Source organism: Streptococcus sanguinis, assembly GCF_020729765.1.
Classification (GTDB): Bacteria; Bacillota; Bacilli; order Lactobacillales; family Streptococcaceae; genus Streptococcus; species Streptococcus sanguinis_Q.
On sequence record NZ_JAJEPD010000066.1, the window covers coordinates 22956 to 36568 of the forward strand.

The 13613-nt window shown below is 41.3% G+C and carries 25 protein-coding genes and 1 rRNA gene; all 26 read left to right on the top strand.

The features are described from left to right. Window position 1: 1 nt before the first annotated feature. Entirely contained in the window at window positions 2-283 is a 282-nt protein-coding gene (rpsS, locus tag K4H96_RS09145) for a 30S ribosomal protein S19 (RefSeq protein WP_000533766.1), read from the top strand. Window positions 284-294: 11 nt separating this feature from the next. Beyond that, window positions 295-639, top strand: a complete 345-nt coding sequence (gene rplV / locus K4H96_RS09150) for a 50S ribosomal protein L22 (RefSeq protein ID WP_002894484.1) — start codon at window positions 295-297, stop codon at window positions 637-639. Between the two features lie 12 nt (window positions 640-651). Beyond that, a complete protein-coding gene (gene rpsC / locus K4H96_RS09155; RefSeq protein ID WP_002894486.1) occupies window positions 652-1305 on the top strand; it encodes a 30S ribosomal protein S3 in 654 nt (217 codons plus the stop codon). A gap of 3 nt (window positions 1306-1308) precedes the next feature. Beyond that, a complete protein-coding gene (gene rplP / locus K4H96_RS09160) occupies window positions 1309-1722 on the top strand; it encodes a 50S ribosomal protein L16 (RefSeq protein ID WP_000960948.1) in 414 nt (137 codons plus the stop codon). Window positions 1723-1731: 9 nt separating this feature from the next. After that, window positions 1732-1938 carry a 50S ribosomal protein L29 gene (gene rpmC / locus K4H96_RS09165; RefSeq protein WP_002894488.1) on the top strand — a complete coding sequence of 69 codons (207 nt, stop codon included), beginning with the start codon at window positions 1732-1734 and terminating at the stop codon, window positions 1936-1938. A 23-nt stretch (window positions 1939-1961) separates the two neighbouring features. Further along, window positions 1962-2222, top strand: a complete 261-nt coding sequence (gene rpsQ / locus K4H96_RS09170) for a 30S ribosomal protein S17 (RefSeq protein ID WP_000440801.1) — start codon at window positions 1962-1964, stop codon at window positions 2220-2222. 25 nt (window positions 2223-2247) lie between these two features. Further along, on the top strand, window positions 2248-2616 hold the full coding sequence (gene rplN, locus K4H96_RS09175) for a 50S ribosomal protein L14 (protein WP_002894494.1): 369 nt from the start codon (window positions 2248-2250) through the stop codon (window positions 2614-2616). Window positions 2617-2690: 74 nt separating this feature from the next. After that, entirely contained in the window at window positions 2691-2996 is a 306-nt protein-coding gene (gene rplX, locus K4H96_RS09180; protein WP_002894497.1) for a 50S ribosomal protein L24, read from the top strand. Window positions 2997-3019: 23 nt separating this feature from the next. Then, on the top strand, window positions 3020-3562 hold the full coding sequence (rplE, locus tag K4H96_RS09185; RefSeq protein ID WP_002894499.1) for a 50S ribosomal protein L5: 543 nt from the start codon (window positions 3020-3022) through the stop codon (window positions 3560-3562). A gap of 17 nt (window positions 3563-3579) precedes the next feature. Then, on the top strand, window positions 3580-3765 hold the full coding sequence (locus tag K4H96_RS09190; protein ID WP_001085697.1) for a type Z 30S ribosomal protein S14: 186 nt from the start codon (window positions 3580-3582) through the stop codon (window positions 3763-3765). Window positions 3766-3978: 213 nt separating this feature from the next. After that, a complete protein-coding gene (gene rpsH / locus K4H96_RS09195; RefSeq protein ID WP_002899666.1) occupies window positions 3979-4377 on the top strand; it encodes a 30S ribosomal protein S8 in 399 nt (132 codons plus the stop codon). Between the two features lie 189 nt (window positions 4378-4566). Continuing rightward, complete coding sequence (gene rplF / locus K4H96_RS09200) at window positions 4567-5103, top strand: 50S ribosomal protein L6 (RefSeq protein ID WP_002894503.1); 537 nt, start codon at window positions 4567-4569, stop codon at window positions 5101-5103. A gap of 85 nt (window positions 5104-5188) precedes the next feature. Further along, window positions 5189-5545: a 50S ribosomal protein L18 gene (gene rplR / locus K4H96_RS09205; RefSeq protein ID WP_009659213.1), complete on the top strand. Its 357-nt coding sequence runs from the start codon at window positions 5189-5191 to the stop codon at window positions 5543-5545. A gap of 17 nt (window positions 5546-5562) precedes the next feature. Beyond that, window positions 5563-6057: a 30S ribosomal protein S5 gene (gene rpsE, locus K4H96_RS09210; protein ID WP_002894506.1), complete on the top strand. Its 495-nt coding sequence runs from the start codon at window positions 5563-5565 to the stop codon at window positions 6055-6057. A gap of 13 nt (window positions 6058-6070) precedes the next feature. Continuing rightward, complete coding sequence (gene rpmD, locus K4H96_RS09215) at window positions 6071-6253, top strand: 50S ribosomal protein L30 (protein WP_002894509.1); 183 nt, start codon at window positions 6071-6073, stop codon at window positions 6251-6253. Between the two features lie 154 nt (window positions 6254-6407). Then, entirely contained in the window at window positions 6408-6848 is a 441-nt protein-coding gene (gene rplO / locus K4H96_RS09220; RefSeq protein WP_223338105.1) for a 50S ribosomal protein L15, read from the top strand. Between the two features lie 12 nt (window positions 6849-6860). Further along, window positions 6861-8168 carry a preprotein translocase subunit SecY gene (gene secY, locus K4H96_RS09225; protein WP_223338106.1) on the top strand — a complete coding sequence of 436 codons (1308 nt, stop codon included), beginning with the start codon at window positions 6861-6863 and terminating at the stop codon, window positions 8166-8168. Window positions 8169-8341: 173 nt separating this feature from the next. Then, complete coding sequence (locus K4H96_RS09230; RefSeq protein ID WP_223338107.1) at window positions 8342-8980, top strand: adenylate kinase; 639 nt, start codon at window positions 8342-8344, stop codon at window positions 8978-8980. Between the two features lie 117 nt (window positions 8981-9097). Then, complete coding sequence (gene infA, locus K4H96_RS09235; protein ID WP_001029883.1) at window positions 9098-9316, top strand: translation initiation factor IF-1; 219 nt, start codon at window positions 9098-9100, stop codon at window positions 9314-9316. Window positions 9317-9338: 22 nt separating this feature from the next. Continuing rightward, a complete protein-coding gene (gene rpmJ / locus K4H96_RS09240; RefSeq protein WP_001808836.1) occupies window positions 9339-9455 on the top strand; it encodes a 50S ribosomal protein L36 in 117 nt (38 codons plus the stop codon). Between the two features lie 17 nt (window positions 9456-9472). Continuing rightward, a complete protein-coding gene (gene rpsM, locus K4H96_RS09245; protein WP_002894516.1) occupies window positions 9473-9838 on the top strand; it encodes a 30S ribosomal protein S13 in 366 nt (121 codons plus the stop codon). Window positions 9839-9857: 19 nt separating this feature from the next. Continuing rightward, window positions 9858-10241 (top strand): 30S ribosomal protein S11, encoded by a 384-nt coding sequence (gene rpsK, locus K4H96_RS09250; RefSeq protein ID WP_001118385.1) that lies wholly within the window; start codon window positions 9858-9860, stop codon window positions 10239-10241. A gap of 45 nt (window positions 10242-10286) precedes the next feature. Further along, on the top strand, window positions 10287-11225 hold the full coding sequence (locus K4H96_RS09255; protein ID WP_002894519.1) for a DNA-directed RNA polymerase subunit alpha: 939 nt from the start codon (window positions 10287-10289) through the stop codon (window positions 11223-11225). Between the two features lie 11 nt (window positions 11226-11236). Beyond that, on the top strand, window positions 11237-11623 hold the full coding sequence (rplQ, locus tag K4H96_RS09260; RefSeq protein WP_002894521.1) for a 50S ribosomal protein L17: 387 nt from the start codon (window positions 11237-11239) through the stop codon (window positions 11621-11623). Between the two features lie 246 nt (window positions 11624-11869). After that, window positions 11870-13129: a gamma-glutamylcysteine synthetase gene (locus K4H96_RS09265; RefSeq protein WP_227956483.1), complete on the top strand. Its 1260-nt coding sequence runs from the start codon at window positions 11870-11872 to the stop codon at window positions 13127-13129. 232 nt (window positions 13130-13361) lie between these two features. Beyond that, window positions 13362-13613 (top strand): 16S ribosomal RNA (locus K4H96_RS09270); the annotation flags it as partial.

Sequence of the window (13613 nt, forward strand, 5' to 3'; positions counted from 1 at the left end):
AATGGGACGCAGTCTTAAAAAAGGACCTTTCGTCGATGAGCATCTGATGAAGAAAGTTGAAGCTCAAGCTAACGACGAAAAGAAAAAAGTCATCAAAACTTGGTCACGTCGTTCAACGATCTTCCCAAGTTTCATTGGTTACACAATCGCAGTTTATGACGGACGTAAACACGTACCTGTTTACATCCAGGAAGACATGGTAGGTCACAAGCTTGGTGAATTTGCGCCAACTCGTACTTACAAGGGTCACGCTGCAGACGACAAGAAAACACGTAGAAAATAAGGAGAACATAAATGGCAGAAATTACTTCAGCTAAAGCAATGGCTCGTACAGTGCGTGTTTCACCTCGTAAATCTCGTCTGGTTCTTGACAATATTCGTGGTAAAAACGTCGCTGACGCAATCGCAATCTTGAAATTCACGCCAAACAAAGCTGCTGGCATTATCGAAAAAGTGTTGAACTCTGCAATCGCTAATGCTGAAAACAACTTTGGTTTGGAAAAAGCAAACTTGGTAGTATCTGAAGCTTTCGCAAACGAAGGACCAACTATGAAACGTTTCCGTCCGCGCGCTAAAGGTTCAGCTTCACCAATCAACAAACGCACAAGCCACATTACTGTGGTTGTTGCAGAAAAATAAGGAGGTAACATCGTGGGTCAAAAAGTACATCCAATTGGTATGCGTGTCGGCATCATCCGTGATTGGGATGCCAAATGGTATGCTGAAAAAGAATACGCGGATTACCTTCATGAAGATCTTGCAATCCGTAAATTCGTTCAAAAAGAATTGGCTGACGCAGCGATTTCAACTATTGAAATTGAACGCGCAGTAAACAAAGTAAACGTTTCTCTTCACACTGCTAAGCCAGGTATGGTTATCGGTAAAGGTGGAGCAAACGTTGATGCACTTCGTGCAAAACTCAACAAATTGACTGGAAAACAAGTCCACATCAACATCATCGAAATCAAGCGTCCTGACTTGGATGCGCATCTGGTTGGTGAAGGAATTGCTCGCCAGCTTGAGCAGCGTGTTGCTTTCCGTCGTGCTCAAAAACAAGCTATCCAACGTACAATGCGTGCAGGAGCTAAAGGAATCAAAACTCAAGTATCAGGTCGTTTGAATGGTGCAGATATTGCCCGCAGCGAAGGTTACTCTGAGGGAACTGTTCCGCTTCACACTCTTCGTGCGGATATCGATTACGCTTGGGAAGAAGCTGACACTACTTACGGTAAACTGGGTGTTAAAGTCTGGATCTACCGTGGAGAAGTCCTTCCAGCTCGTAAAAACACTAAAGGAGGTAAATAACCAATGTTAGTACCTAAACGTGTTAAACACCGTCGCGAATTCCGTGGAAAAATGCGCGGTGAAGCTAAAGGCGGAAAAGAAGTAGCATTTGGAGAATACGGTCTTCAAGCAACTACTAGCCACTGGATCACTAACCGCCAAATCGAAGCTGCCCGTATCGCTATGACTCGTTACATGAAGCGTGGTGGTAAAGTTTGGATTAAAATCTTCCCACACAAATCATACACTGCAAAAGCTATCGGTGTACGGATGGGATCTGGTAAAGGTGCTCCAGAAGGTTGGGTTGCGCCAGTTAAGCGTGGCAAAGTAATGTTTGAAGTTGCTGGCGTTTCAGAAGAAATCGCTCGCGAAGCACTTCGCCTTGCAAGCCACAAACTTCCAGTTAAATGTAAATTCGTAAAACGTGAAGCAGAATAAGGAGAAGGCATGAAACTTAATGAAGTAAAAGAATTTGTTAAAGAACTTCGTGGTCTTTCTCAAGAAGAACTCGCGAAGCGTGAAAATGAATTGAAGAAAGAATTGTTTGATCTTCGTTTCCAAGCAGCTGCTGGCCAATTGGAGCAGACAGCTCGCCTGAAAGAAGTGAAAAAACAAATCGCTCGTATCAAAACTGTTCAATCAGAAGTTAAATAATAGACTAGGGAAGGAGAATTTCAATGGAACGCAATAATCGTAAAGTTCTTGTCGGACGCGTTGTTTCTGACAAAATGGACAAAACAATCACAGTTGTAGTTGAAACTAAACGTAACCACCCAGTCTATGGCAAACGTATTAACTACTCTAAGAAGTACAAAGCACATGACGAAAACAATGTTGCCAAAGAAGGCGATATCGTTCGTATCATGGAAACTCGTCCGCTTTCAGCTACAAAACGCTTCCGTCTTGTAGAAGTCGTTGAAGAAGCGGTTATCATCTAATCAAACCAGAAAGGAGAAAACTTAAATGATTCAAACAGAAACTCGTTTGAAAGTTGCCGACAACAGCGGCGCTCGCGAAATCTTGACAATCAAAGTTCTTGGTGGCTCAGGACGTAAGTTCGCTAACATCGGTGATGTAATCGTTGCGTCTGTAAAACAAGCTACTCCTGGTGGTGCGGTTAAGAAAGGTGACGTTGTAAAAGCTGTTATCGTTCGTACTAAATCAGGTGCTCGTCGTAAAGATGGTTCATACATCAAATTTGACGAAAACGCTGCAGTCATCATCCGTGAAGACAAAACTCCTCGCGGAACTCGTATCTTCGGCCCAGTTGCTCGCGAATTGCGTGACGGCGGCTTCATGAAGATCGTATCATTGGCTCCAGAAGTACTTTAATCAAAATTAACAAACACAGTCCCCTGGCAAAAGTCAGGGTGCCCTATGGGCGTAAGAATTAAGAGGAGAAATAAATGTTTGTAAAAAAAGGCGACAAAGTTCGCGTAATTGCTGGTAAAGACAAGGGTGTTGAAGCACTTGTTGTTACAGCTCTTCCAAAAGTAAACAAAGTTGTTGTTGAAGGTGTAAACATCGTTAAGAAACACCAAAAGCCAAATAACGAAAACCCTCAAGGTGCTATCGTGGAAAAAGAAGCGCCAATCCATGTGTCAAACGTTCAAGTGCTTGACAAGAATGGAGTTGCAGGACGTGTTGGCTACAAGTTTGTAGACGGCAAAAAAGTTCGTTACAATAAAAAATCAGGCGAAGTGCTTGACTAATCACGAAGGAAAGGAGAAGTATAATGGCAAATCGTTTAAAAGAAAAATATCTTAAAGAAGTAGTTCCAGCTTTGACTGAAAAGTTCAACTACTCATCTGTTATGGCTGTGCCAAAAGTGGATAAAATCGTTTTGAACATGGGTGTCGGTGACGCTGTATCAAACGCTAAAAACCTTGAAAAAGCTGCTGAAGAATTGGCTCTTATCTCAGGTCAAAAACCACTTATCACTAAAGCTAAAAAATCAATCGCCGGCTTCCGTCTTCGTGAAGGTGTAGCGATCGGTGCTAAAGTAACCCTTCGTGGCGAACGTATGTATGAATTCTTGGATAAATTGGTTTCAGTTTCTCTTCCACGTGTTCGTGACTTCCACGGTGTTCCAACAAAATCTTTTGATGGACGCGGAAACTACACACTTGGTGTGAAAGAACAATTGATCTTCCCAGAAATCAACTTTGATGACGTTGATAAGACTCGCGGTCTTGACATCGTTATCGTAACAACTGCTAACACTGACGAAGAGTCACGCGAATTGCTTACAGGCCTTGGAATGCCTTTTGCAAAATAATATAGGAGGTAAAACAAATGGCTAAAAAATCAATGATTGCTAAGAACAAACGCCCAGCTAAGTTCTCTACGCAAGCTTATACTCGTTGTGAAAAATGTGGCCGTCCACATTCCGTTTACCGCAAGTTTAAACTTTGCCGTGTTTGCTTCCGTGAATTAGCATACAAAGGACAAATCCCTGGCGTTACCAAAGCATCTTGGTAATATCATGATACAAAGAGCGTAACAACCACAGCAAAAATAGGAAATTTGGTGAAGGAGCGATGCTCCAAAACAAATTTATCTTTTTTGCCCAGGTTGTAGCTCGTGTTCAAATAAGAGTTATCTTATTCGAATGTGTCAATACAATCTGAGCCCAGCTCAATCATTAACTAGCAAGTGCAGCTTGCAAACTACTAGTAAGAGGAGAAATATAAAATGGTTATGACTGACCCAATTGCAGACTTTCTGACACGTATCCGTAATGCTAACCAAGCAAACCACGAAGTGCTTGAAGTGCCTGCATCAAACATCAAAAAAGGGATCGCTGAAATCCTGAAGCGTGAAGGTTTTGTAAAAAACGTTGAAATCATCGAAGATGACAAACAAGGCATCATCCGTGTATTCCTTAAATACGGACAAAATGGTGAAAAAGTTATCACTGGTTTGAAACGCGTTTCAAAACCAGGTCTGCGTGTTTACAAGAAACGCGAAGATCTTCCAAAAGTTCTGAACGGACTTGGAATTGCTATCCTTTCAACATCTGAAGGTTTGCTGACTGATAAAGAAGCACGCCAAAAGAATGTTGGTGGTGAGGTTATCGCTTACGTTTGGTAATATTTAGTTCCCAATGTCTTTGTGACTCTTCGTTATCGTCTCTTGCCTAACCAAAAGTTATGCCTGCGAGACGATGCCTAGATTCACTTTGAAATTGAAACCTAAATGTTCTTTTAAATCGAGAAATCGATTTAAGCCCCGTGAAAACTGGTCGCTTACGGCCTGACAATCTAACAGGAGAATATATACATGTCACGTATTGGTAATAAAGTTATCGTGTTGCCAGCTGGTGTTGAAATCAGCAACAAAGACAACGTTGTAACTGTAAAAGGACCTAAAGGAGAACTGACTCGTGAGTTCTCAAAAGATATTGAAATCCGTGTGGAAGGAACTGAAGTAACGCTTCACCGTCCAAACGATTCAAAAGAAATGAAAACAATCCACGGAACAACTCGTGCCCTTTTGAACAACATGGTTGTTGGTGTATCAGAAGGATTCAAGAAAGAACTTGAAATGCGTGGGGTTGGTTACCGTGCTCAACTTCAAGGCAAAAAGCTTGTACTTTCAGTTGGTAAATCTCATCCAGACGAAGTAGAAGCTCCAGAAGGCATCACTTTTGAACTTCCAAACCCAACAACTATCGTTGTCAGCGGAATTTCAAAAGAAGTAGTTGGACAAACTGCAGCTTACGTACGTAGCCTGCGTGCTCCAGAGCCATACAAAGGTAAAGGTATCCGCTACGTTGGTGAATTTGTTCGCCGTAAAGAAGGTAAAACTGGTAAATAATCTTGTCTGGCTGATTTTTTCAGCCAAGCAAGCTGTTTTCCAAGGTTGTGCATAAGCACAAGATTAAAATTAAGAGGTGAAAATTGTGATTACGAAACCAGATAAAAATAAAATCCGCCAAAAACGCCACCGTCGCGTTCGCGGAAAACTCTCTGGAACTGCTGATCGCCCACGTTTGAACGTATTCCGTTCTAATACAGGCATCTACGCTCAAGTGATTGATGACGTAGCGGGTGTAACGCTCGCAAGCGCTTCAACTCTTGACAAAGAAGTTTCAAAAGGAACTAAAACAGAACAAGCCGTTGTTGTTGGTAAGCTCGTTGCTGAACGTGCAGTTGCTAAAGGTATTTCTGAAGTCGTCTTCGACCGCGGTGGATATCTCTATCACGGACGTGTAAAAGCTTTGGCTGATGCAGCTCGTGAAAACGGATTGAAATTCTAAGAGGAGGACACTAGAAAATGGCATTTAAAGACAACGCAGTTGAACTTGAAGAACGTTTAGTTGCCATCAACCGTGTTACAAAAGTTGTTAAAGGTGGACGTCGTCTTCGCTTTGCAGCTCTTGTAGTTGTTGGTGATCGCAATGGTCGTGTTGGCTTCGGTACCGGTAAAGCTCAAGAAGTACCAGAAGCAATCCGTAAAGCAGTTGAAGATGCGAAGAAGAATTTAATTGAAGTACCAATGGTTGGCACAACAATTCCTCACGAAGTTCTTTCAGAATTTGGCGGAGCTAAAGTATTGCTTAAGCCAGCTGTTGAGGGTTCTGGAGTTGCTGCTGGTGGTGCGGTTCGTGCCGTCATCGAGTTGGCAGGTGTAGCAGATGTTACATCTAAATCTCTTGGCTCTAACACTCCAATCAACATCGTTCGCGCAACTGTTGAAGGTTTGAAACAATTAAAACGCGCTGAAGAAGTTGCTGCCCTTCGTGGTATTTCAGTTTCTGACTTGGCATAAGAAAGGGGATAATATGGCTCAAATTAAAATTACTTTGACTAAGTCTCCAATCGGACGCATCCCGTCACAACGTAAAACTGTTGTAGCACTTGGACTTGGCAAATTGAACAGCTCAGTTATCAAAGAAGATAACCCAGCAGTACGCGGTATGATTACTGCAGTATCACACTTGGTAACTGTTGAAGAAGTTAAATAAGCTTTGCTGGTTTAACAACTTTAAATTAAAATACGTTAGGGGATGGGATTTTCTCAGCCCCTAAAACTAAATATATGTATAGGCGAGTTTATATAGGAGACACCTTTTCTCCTATATGAGCGCTAGCATTTTACAAAAGAGGAGAAATAATATAATGAAACTTCATGAATTACAACCTGCTGCAGGTTCTCGTAAAGTCCGCAACCGTGTTGGTCGTGGTACATCATCTGGTAACGGTAAAACATCTGGCCGTGGTCAAAAAGGTCAAAAAGCTCGTAGCGGTGGCGGCGTTCGCCTTGGTTTTGAAGGTGGACAAACTCCATTGTTCCGTCGTCTTCCAAAACGTGGTTTCCTGAACATCAACCGCAAAGAATATGCGATTGTTAACCTTGACCAACTGAACGCCTTTGAAGATGGCGCTGAAGTAACACCAGTTGTTCTCATCGAAGCAGGTATTGTAAAAGCTGAAAAATCAGGTATCAAGATTCTTGGTAACGGAGAATTGACAAAGAAATTGACTGTTAAGGCAGCTAGATTCTCTAAATCAGCTGAAGAAGCTATCACTGCTAAAGGTGGTTCAGTGGAAGTCATCTAAGCGAGGTGACCTATGTTTTTCAAACTATTAAAAGACGCATTTAAAATCAAACAGGTACGGTCTAAGATTCTGTTCACGATTTTTATCATCTTAGTTTTCCGTATCGGTACAACCATAACGGTTCCAGGGATTAATGCCAAAGCCTTAAGCAATTTGAATGATTTGCCATTCCTGAATATGCTGAGCTTGGTCTCTGGTAACGCCATGCGCAACTTCTCTGTTTTTGCACTTGGAGTCAGTCCTTACATCACAGCTTCTATCGTTGTTCAGTTGCTGCAAATGGATTTGCTTCCGAAGTTTGTAGAGTGGGGCAAGCAAGGGGAAGTAGGACGGAGGAAGCTGAATCAAGCGACTCGTTATATCGCCCTAGTTTTGGCCTTTGTGCAGGCAATTGGGATTACCGCTGGTTTTGATACTCTCTCAAGAGCTAATCTGGTTGCCAATCCTAATGTTCAGACCTACGCTTTGATTTGCGTTCTTCTAGCAACTGGTTCAATGATTGTAACTTGGCTAGGTGAGCAGATTACAGACAAGGGTTACGGAAATGGCGTTTCCATGATTATCTTTGCTGGTATCGTTTCAGCTATCCCTGATATGATTAAAGGTATCTATGAAGATTACTTTGTCAATATTCCTAGTGATCGTTTGACTTCATCCTTCATTTTTGTAGGGATTCTGACTGTGGCAGTCCTGCTTATCATTTACTTTACAACCTTTGTACAGCAGGCTGAGTATAAAATTCCAGTTCAGTATACGAAAGTAGCTAAGGGTGCACCTTCTAGCTCCTATCTGCCACTGAAAGTCAATCCGGCTGGGGTTATTCCAGTAATCTTTGCCAGCTCGATTACAGCTGCACCGGCAGCGATTTTCCAAGTTGTCAGTGCCTTGGGCTATGACGCAGATTGGGTTAAGACAGCTCAGTCACTTTTGGCAACAACGACCATTAGTGGTATGTTCATGTACGCCTTCCTGATCGTCCTCTTTACATTCTTCTATACTTTTGTACAGATTAATCCAGAGAAGACAGCAGAAAATCTGCAAAAGAGCGGAGCCTACATTCCAGGAGTTCGTCCTGGTAAAGGAACAGAAGACTACATGTCTAAGCTGTTGCGTCGTTTGGCAACAGTGGGATCTCTCTTCCTAGGTTTCATTTCTATCCTGCCTATTTTGGCTAAAGATGTATTTGGATTGACAGATGCCGTTGCTCTTGGAGGAACCAGTCTCTTGATCATCATCTCAACTGGTATTGAGGGAATGAAACAGCTAGAAGGCTACCTGCTGAAGAGAAAGTATGTTGGCTTTATGGATACTTCAGAGTAAGGGAACTTTTGAATTGCTTTTCTAATGAGAAGCCTGTTCAGATAACCTTTCTTGAACCGAAAATAAACAAAATAAAAGGGGACAGAGTAGACTCACCCCCTTCTATTTTGTTTTTAAACGAGTTTATTAATCGGTTTAATAGATTGCTTTAAAAACAAAAAAGGAGACCAATCATGAATCTTTTGATTATGGGCTTACCAGGTGCTGGTAAAGGAACTCAAGCTGCTAAAATCGTTGAGCGCTTCAATGTTGCACATATTTCAACCGGAGATATGTTTCGTGCGGCGATTGCTAACCAAACAGAGATGGGCGTTTTAGCCAAGTCCTATATTGACAAGGGCGAGTTGGTGCCAGATGAAGTCACAAACGGAATCGTTAAAGAACGTCTTTCACAGGATGACATCAAAGAAACAGGTTTCTTGTTGGATGGTTACCCACGCACGATTGAGCAAGCAAATGCCTTGGATCAAACGCTAGCAGAGCTTGATTTAGCTTTGGACGGCGTTATCAATATCGAAGTGGATCCTAACAGCTTACTTGAGCGTTTGAGTGGTCGGATTATCCATCGTGAAACAGGCGAAACCTTCCACAAGGTCTTCAATCCGCCAGCAGACTACAAAGAAGAGGATTACTACCAGCGCGAAGATGACAAGCCTGAGACAGTTAAACGTCGTTTGGATGTCAATATCGCACAAGGTCAGCCGATTATTGAACACTACCGCAGCAAAGGTCTGGTCCATGATATTCAAGGAAATCAAGATATTAATGATGTCTTCTTAGCTATCGAAAAAGTCTTGACAAATTTGAAATAAAAGCGTTTTTCCTGCTTGCAATATTTGACAAGTAGTGATACAATGAATTAGTCTGACTTATAATTGTTACCTCTGTGCTCAGAGGGATCAAATCGAAATTTATGGAGGTACTTTTGCGTGGCAAAAGACGATGTGATTGAGGTTGAAGGCAAGGTAGTTGATACAATGCCTAATGCAATGTTTACGGTTGAACTTGAAAATGGACATCAGATTTTAGCAACAGTTTCTGGTAAAATTCGTAAAAACTATATTCGTATTTTAGCGGGAGACCGTGTGACTGTAGAAATGAGTCCTTATGATTTGACACGTGGACGGATCACATACCGCTTTAAATAATCGAAAAACTTGGAGGGAAAAAATGAAAGTAAGACCATCGGTCAAACCAATTTGCGAATACTGCAAAGTTATTCGTCGTAATGGTCGTGTTATGGTAATTTGCCCAGCAAATCCTAAACACAAACAACGTCAAGGATAAGATAGAAAGGAGAAAAAATGGCTCGTATTGCTGGAGTTGACATTCCAAATGACAAACGTGTAGTCGTTTCACTGACTTATGTGTACGGTATCGGACTTCCAACTTCTAAGAAAATTTTGGCAGCTGCTGGAGTTTCAGAAGACATCCGTGTAAAAGATCTTACAATCGAACAAGAAGACGCTATCCGTCGTGAAGTAGATGCGATTAAAGTTGAAGGTGACCTTCGTCGTGAAGTAAACTTGAACATCAAGCGTTTGATGGAAATCGGTTCATACCGTGGAATCCGTCACCGTCGTGGACTTCCTGTCCGTGGACAAAACACTAAAAATAATGCCCGTACTCGTAAAGGTAAAGCTGTTGCGATTGCAGGTAAGAAAAAATAATATAAGGAGGTAAAAAGTCTTGGCTAAACCAACACGTAAACGTCGTGTGAAGAAAAATATCGAATCCGGTATTGCTCATATTCACGCTACATTTAATAACACTATTGTTATGATTACTGATGTGCATGGTAACGCGATTGCTTGGTCATCTGCTGGAGCTCTTGGATTTAAAGGTTCTCGTAAATCTACACCATTTGCTGCCCAAATGGCATCTGAAGCAGCTGCTAAATCTGCACAGGAACACGGTCTGAAATCAGTTGAAGTTACTGTAAAAGGTCCAGGTTCTGGTCGTGAGTCTGCTATTCGTGCTCTTGCTGCCGCTGGTCTTGAAGTAACAGCTATTCGTGATGTGACTCCTGTACCACACAATGGTGCTCGTCCTCCAAAACGTCGCCGTGTATAATCACCAACCGTTACACTGCTTTTCGTTTAAGAGGGAGTATAGCAAATGATTGAGTTTGAAAAACCAAATATAACAAAAATTGATGAAAATAAAGATTATGGCAAGTTTGTAGTAGAGCCGCTTGAGCGTGGCTATGGTACAACGCTGGGAAATTCTCTTCGCCGTGTGCTTTTGGCTTCACTTCCAGGTGCTGCTGTTACTTCAATTAATATTGAAGGTGTGTTACACGAGTTTGATACAATTTCTGGTGTCCGTGAAGACGTGATGCAAATTATTCTGAACGTCAAAGGGATTGCTGTAAAATCTTACGTCCAAGACGAAAAGATTATTGAACTGGATGTTGAAGGACCAGCAGAAGTAACTGCCGGAGACATTTTGACAGACAGTGATATTGAAATTATAAACCCTGATCATTATCTCTTTACAATCGGAGAAGGCGCAAGCTTTAAAGCAACGATGACTGTTAACAGTGGTCGTGGTTATGTGCCTGCAGATGAAAATAAGAAAGATGATGCGCCAGTGGGAACACTTGCGGTGGATTCTATCTATACGCCAGTGACAAAAGTTAATTACCAGGTTGAGCCAGCTCGTGTTGGTAGCAACGATGGTTTTGACAAACTAACCCTTGAAATTTTAACGAATGGAACAATTATTCCAGAAGATGCTTTGGGACTTTCAGCCCGCATCCTTACGGAACACTTGAATCTCTTCACTAACCTGACAGAAGTAGCTATCGCTGCAGACGTTATGAAGGAAGCAGAAAAGACTTCTGATGACCGCATTTTGGAACGGACCATCGAAGAATTAGATTTGTCAGTTCGCTCATACAACTGTTTGAAACGTGCAGGTATCAATACTGTATTTGATTTGACAGAAAAATCTGAGCCTGAAATGATGAAAGTTCGTAACTTGGGACGCAAGAGTCTGGAAGAAGTAAAAGTTAAACTTGCTGATCTCGGTCTGGGGTTAAAAAACGATAAATAAAGGAGGAATACATGGCTTACCGTAAACTAGGACGCACTAGCTCACAACGTAAAGCAATGCTTCGCGATTTGACTACTGATTTGCTGATCAACGAATCAATCGTGACAACTGAAGCTCGTGCTAAAGAAATTCGTAAAACAGTTGAAAAAATGATTACATTGGGCAAACGTGGAGACTTGCACGCTCGTCGTCAAGCAGCAGCTTTTGTACGCAATGAAATCGCATCAGAAAACTATGATGAAGCAACAGAAAAGTATACTACAACTACTGCTCTTCAAAAATTGTTCTCTGAGATTGCACCACGCTATGCAGAGCGCAACGGTGGATATACTCGTATCCTGAAAACTGAACCGCGCCGCGGAGATGCTGCGCCAATGGCAATCATCGAATTGGTATAAGATCATCAATCTTTGTTGAGTGTTATGATGATGGAATAGAATCTCTATTCTTAGTCTAGCTCTGGTCTACCGCTAGGATTTTTCCTAGCGGGAACACTCATCATATAGTTGATAATAGGTAGACGCTTGTTTACGAAATTGCTTTTAAGGCAAAAACAATTTCGTAAGCAGGCGTTTTTGTATGAGGCTAGGAAAATACCTGAAATTTTGTTATAATACTCTAACACTATCAAAAATTTATAGGAAATGGAAATGATGGATTCAATCCAAATTTTAAAAGAACGCTATTTAAAGAATATCAAAGAAAATCCAACTATCTACATTGGCATTGAGTTAGAATTTCCTATTGTCAATAGTCAGGGCGGAGCGACTGATACAAATGTTGCAAAAAATCTCTTGAAACGTCTGTTGGAAGAGTATGAATTTGAGTCGGAACGATTTGATAGAGACGGGAACCCCATCCAACTGAAATCTACTAAAAATGAAGACAGAATTCTTTTTGAGGTCTCTTACAATACTTTGGAATTTGCTTTTGCCAAGGCTAGCAGAATTCAAGAAGTTGAAGAGCGTTTTAAGAACTATCTGAACATTATTCAGCCAATTCTACGCAAAGAAAACCATGAAATTCAAGGTAAAGGAATTCATCCTTTCTGGGCAGAAAATGATAATAGTCCAGTTAAGTATCCAAGATATGAAATGTTGATGCAGTATTTAGCTATGKGAAAGAACATGGATGGTCTGCACAATTATCCAGAATATGGAGCTTTTATTTGTGGGAGTCAAGTGCAGTTGGATGTTTCAAGAGAGAATTATTTGACTGTTATCAATGTCTTCAATCAAATTGAAGCTGCTAAGGCATACCTTTTTGCCAATTCAGAGTTTTCTGATTCTTCTTGGGATACAAAAATAGCTCGGGATATTTTCTGGGAGCAATCAATGCATGGCATTTTACAGGAAAATGCGGGTGTGAATTCGAAAGATTTTCAAACTGAAGATGATTTTTTTACTTATCTTAGTAAATCAGCGCTTTTCACTGCTGAACGAAATKGTCAATCCTACTATTTCTATCCGATAGCTGCTAATGAATACTTGAGCCAGAAAACTATTGAAGCTTATAGCCTTTCAGGTGAAAAAGCAAACTTGACTCCAAGGGAAGCAGACTTCAAGAATCACAGAAGTTACCAGTATCAAGATTTGACGACACGGGGGACAGTAGAGTTTCGGAGTGTCTGTACCCAACCTTTTGATAAAACCTTTTCTTCTGCTGCTTTTCATCTTGGTATTTTAGAAAATCTGGAAAATGTAAAAACCTATTTACAAGATGCTACCTTCTTTCAACAGGAAGGTCGAGATTACAAAGCTTTAAGAAGAAGGTTCTCTAAAAAAGAGTTGACCGYAAGTGAAACAGATCATATTTATGAATTCACAAAGACTTTGCTTCAGCTGGCGAGAGCTGGTTTATTAGCTCGTCAACTAGGTGAGGAAGCTTATCTTCCCACTCTTTAATAGAGGCTAGCCTCTGATGAATAAAAAATTCTAGAAAACTTTTAAATTTTTTCAAAAAAGGTATTGACAGGTTGGTGGTATAGGTGATATACTAATATAGTTGTCGCGAAAGACAAAGCCCTTTGAAAACTGAACAAGACGAACCAAGTGCAGGGTGACATAGAGATATGTAACCTGTCAAAAAACGAAAATAAATCTGTCAGTGGACAGTAATGAGTGCGAACTCAAACTTTTTAATGAGAGTTTGATCCTGGCTCAGGACGAACGCTGGCGGCGTGCCTAATACATGCAAGTAGAACGCTGAAGAGAGGAGCTTGCTCTTCTTGGATGAGTTGCGAACGGGTGAGTAACGCGTAGGTAACCTGCCTGGTAGCGGGGGATAACTATTGGAAACGATAGCTAATACCGCATGATATTAATTGTCGCATGATAATTAATTGAAAGATGCAATTGCATCACTACCAGATGGACCTGCGTTGTATTA